The organism is Kovacikia sp. CALU 1929, from assembly GCF_056784235.1.
This window is the reverse complement of the sequence record NZ_JBXBCF010000050.1, coordinates 1-3,680: the sequence shown is the minus strand read 5'-3', so window position 1 is coordinate 3,680 and position 3,680 is coordinate 1. Positions and strand designations below refer to the sequence as shown.

Annotated in this window: 4 protein-coding genes; all 4 read right to left on the bottom strand. The window is 48.2% G+C overall.

Going from position 1 to position 3,680, the window contains the following annotated elements; all coding sequences use genetic code 11:
• Window positions 1–240: 240 nt before the first annotated feature.
• Window positions 241–1,008, bottom strand: a complete 768-nt coding sequence (locus AC1S52_RS04985; RefSeq protein WP_482027942.1) for an alpha/beta fold hydrolase — start codon at window positions 1,006–1,008, stop codon at window positions 241–243.
• An 80-nt stretch (window positions 1,009–1,088) separates the two neighbouring features.
• The gene (gene fldA, locus AC1S52_RS04980) at window positions 1,089–1,604 is read right to left on the bottom strand and encodes a flavodoxin FldA (protein WP_482027941.1); all 516 of its coding nucleotides are present in this window, start codon (window positions 1,602–1,604) and stop codon (window positions 1,089–1,091) included.
• A gap of 260 nt (window positions 1,605–1,864) precedes the next feature.
• On the bottom strand, window positions 1,865–2,965 hold the full coding sequence (locus AC1S52_RS04975; protein WP_482027940.1) for a chlorophyll a/b binding light-harvesting protein: 1,101 nt from the start codon (window positions 2,963–2,965) through the stop codon (window positions 1,865–1,867).
• A 433-nt stretch (window positions 2,966–3,398) separates the two neighbouring features.
• On the bottom strand, window positions 3,399–3,680 hold a 282-nt coding region (locus AC1S52_RS04970), incomplete at its 5' end, for a hypothetical protein (protein WP_482027939.1).

Below are 3,680 nucleotides of genomic sequence, written 5' to 3'. Positions count from 1 at the left end.
TTCCGCTTGACGTAACTGCAAAGCTAAATCATCCAAACTTTCCTTCACTTCGATTGACGTAACACCCACCATTGGCTGAGTCTGAAACACTACTTCTCAGTCTAAATCATTTGCCTTCTACTCAATTTAAATTGGTATCACAGTGAAACCCAACATCCAAACCACGGGAGAGTTTGTCGATGTTGGGTTTCACTGGAACTAAGGGGTGATGGGTGAATGGCTTGACAATGGTGAACCCACCTACGAAGCGACAGCGCTGGGGCAACTGATCTGAGACTCGATGGGAGACTGGGTTTTCTGGCTAAACAGGAGTGATCGCCAAAACTCCAGCATCCGTTCTGCCACCAGTTGCGGATGAAAGTAGTGGAAGAAATGTCGCCCATCGGGACATTGCCACAGGGCATCTTCGGGCTTTAACCAATGGCTCCAACCCTGAATCGCAGGAGGAGCAACGATGGAGTCGGTCGTGCTGCCACAGACCAACAGAGGCATGGAAACCCCTCCCTGGGGAAGTTGAGCGATTCCCAGTAAGGAATGCAAACACAAAGAAGTTTCTAAATCGCGATTGAGGGCATTTAGTAACCGATCCTCCGGTCGCGGCATCTGGTAGCCAAATAGGCTATAGGCAGTATGCACTAGCAGGCGTTTGCGACTACAGGGAAATAGTTGTCGTTGCACATAGTAATGGGCGTGCCAGGTAATCGCTGGTTGGTTTGCCACCGATAGCAGCGTCAGCGATCGCACCCGCTCTGGAAATTGGTTGGCATAGGTCAACGCCACCACGCCACCCATCCCATGACCCAGCAAATGAATTGGGCGATCACGGGTTTTCAAATAATCATGTAATAACGTCACTGCAACCTGGAGTGAGCAAGGTTCATCTTGAGATTGCTGGTATTCCCAATTGGCGATCGTGATGGATTGTGCCAGTTCTTTGAGCAGTGGTTGATCTAAATAACTCAAACTGGGACTGGTACAGATCCAGAGGGCATCCAATGTGTTAATCATGAGGTCGATTGATTGGCTGGAGGGTTTTTAAGGGAATGAAGGGAATCAAGGGAATCGAGGGTTCAAATGCGATCGGTTTTCTATAGTCCGAACTCCTGCTTCAGTTGACTTGTCCAGGCTTTGATGCGATCGTCGGTCAATTCGGATTGATTCGTTTCGTCGATCGCCAGTCCAACAAATTTGCCATTCCTGACGGCTCTCGACTCATCAAACTCATAGCCATCGGTTGACCAGTAACCAACGGTTTTGCCCCCCAGGGAGGCAATTTTTTCTTCCAAAATACCGATCGCGTCCTGAAAATTATCTGCATAGCCATATTGATCACCGGCTCCAAAATAGGCAACCTTTTTACCATCGAAGTCAATCTTGCTCAAATCACCTTCGTAGAAACTTTCCCAATCACTTTGCAACTCCCCAATATCCCAGGTAGGGCAACCCACGATGATGCAGTTGTACTCTTCAAAATCACTCGCATCCGCCCCCGAAATATCATGGAGAGTGACCACACTCTCACCTCCTAGTTCCTGCTGGATTTTTTCAGCGATTTCCTCAGTCGTGCCTGTTTGAGTCCCAAAAAACAAACCAACTTTAGACATATTGACTCCTTCTCAATTAGGAAAACAATTTGCAGGTAAGAAACGTCTACGGTTGTAGATGAGTGGTGCAACCGTAGACATCACAGCAATACTTAGTCAGAAATGACAGTCAGAAATGACGCGATGGGTGACTATCTCCAGATCATCGGTGTCTGGGAGAACTATTCAGTCAAGAGAATTAGTCTGATTGAGACACTGGAGACACTGGAGATCCTGGCTAACCCAGTCGCTCATCGCGGGCATGAGGGAGATGATTTTGCCTATGACTTACTGGCAACTGCCGCTGCTTCCTGGGTGCCAGCGGATGGGGTAGACGATTCACTACCCACCTCATTTAGAGCTTGCTCAACTCGTCGAAAATCAAAACCCATTGCCCGCACGGCATGCCAGAGATGTCCTTGCAGAAAGAAGAAAGCCAGGAAGAAATGGGTGTTGGCTAACCAGGCACGGGAGGTATGGGCACCCATTGGCAACTGCGCCGTATCTGCAAAATAGGGCGTGATGCCTAATTTGACATCCAGCACAGGACCATAAAACTCAACTGGATATGCCAGGGTGTTCACGGCACAGAAATAAGCCGCCACAAAGCCGCAGAGGGCAATCCCACCCAGAGAGTAGGACAGAATCGCTTCTCCAGAAAAGATCAGAACTTTTCTTGCCCAGGACAGAGGTGGCACCACAATGTGCCAGATGCCGCCAGCCATCAGCAACAAGCCCACATAAATATGACCACCGACCAGATCTTCCAGACTGCTAATACTGGCAAAGTGGGTCTGGTAGCCGTAGATCACCAGGGGATCGAGGGTCGGGTTCGTAACTAAACGGACAGTTTGAATCGTGGAATCGTAAAGTCCGCCCCAGTACATCGCTTTCCCAACCAGTAAGAAAGCACCAATACCCAGGATTAGCAGGTGATGTCCCAGGATCAAGCCCAGTTTTGCTGGGTCGTTCCACTCAAAGTGATACAGACGGGCACGTCCCGTCGCATCCTTCAAATTATTGGGGGTCTTGAAGCTGTGAAATAGTGCGCCTGCACCGAAAACTGCCGACGAAATCATGTGGATAACGCCAATCACAAAGTAGGGATAGGTATTAACCACTTGCCCCCCTTCACCAACGCCAAAACCCAGTGTTGCCAGATGGGGCAGCAAGATTAACCCCTGCTCTCCCATTGGGATGTCGGGGGTATAGCGTGAGAGTTCAAACAGGGTAAAAGAACCTGCCCAGAAGGTAATTAACGCCGCCTGAGCCACATGGGCAACAATAAACAGTCCTGACAAATCCGCAAAGCGGGCATTGCCAGCCCACCAGTCATATTTGACATTGGGATTGCCATAGGTTTGCATGGCATGTTCTTGCATTGAGTTTTCTCCTTTTTAATTGCAAATCATGCTGAACCCTGTTCATAGATTGAACAGAGCGATTTGCTTCCCGGTTAGAAATGGATAAGGAAATTGGAAAATCCTGGGTGCACTTATTGAGAGTTAGTTTCAATAAAATTACCCTTCACTAGATTAGAATCTTTCGCAATAGGTCAAGTTAACTTTTGTTAATCCGGGCTTGTCTATGACCCAGATCTCGGAGATTCCAGGTCATTGGTCTGTCTCTATGTTTGTTTCTGGCTAAACCTCTGAGGTCTGCATGAGTGTGCTCAGACTTAAGCCAGCAGGCTATTTGGGGGAAGCCTGATCAGAGTGATGGCGGTAAAAGGGATGCCAGCATGGGAAAGTCTAGAAAATCTATCTGGCATGACCATTGGTCAATTTGTTGCTATATATTCTTCTTAAGTCGGGGTCACGATCGCCAAACTAATGAATCTAATCTCAATACCCAGGACAAAGTCAGTAGAGGCGATCGCCCCTCGGCTGACTCTTCATTTCCGAAACCCCAGTTCAACCATTGACGACAAAATTGATCCCTGATCAGGGTTTTCATTTTGGTAGTGCCCTTTTGTAAAGGGTAGAGAAAATTAGAGTCGCTATGATAGATCAGCCCTGATTGTGCAACTACTCCCAGCCTTAATCCATCATGAAGCCGTATCTCCTCTGTCCGACCTGTGGTTCCGATGACATCATG

Bases quoted from the DNA above. Each gene is read 5' to 3' on its own strand.
- AC1S52_RS04975 (WP_482027940.1), bottom strand. From the start codon at position 2,965: ATGCAAGAACATGCCATGCAAACCTATGGCAATCCCAATGTCAAATAT.
- AC1S52_RS04985 (WP_482027942.1), bottom strand. From the start codon at position 1,008: ATGATTAACACATTGGATGCCCTCTGGATCTGTACCAGTCCCAGTTTG.
- fldA (WP_482027941.1), bottom strand. From the start codon at position 1,604: ATGTCTAAAGTTGGTTTGTTTTTTGGGACTCAAACAGGCACGACTGAG.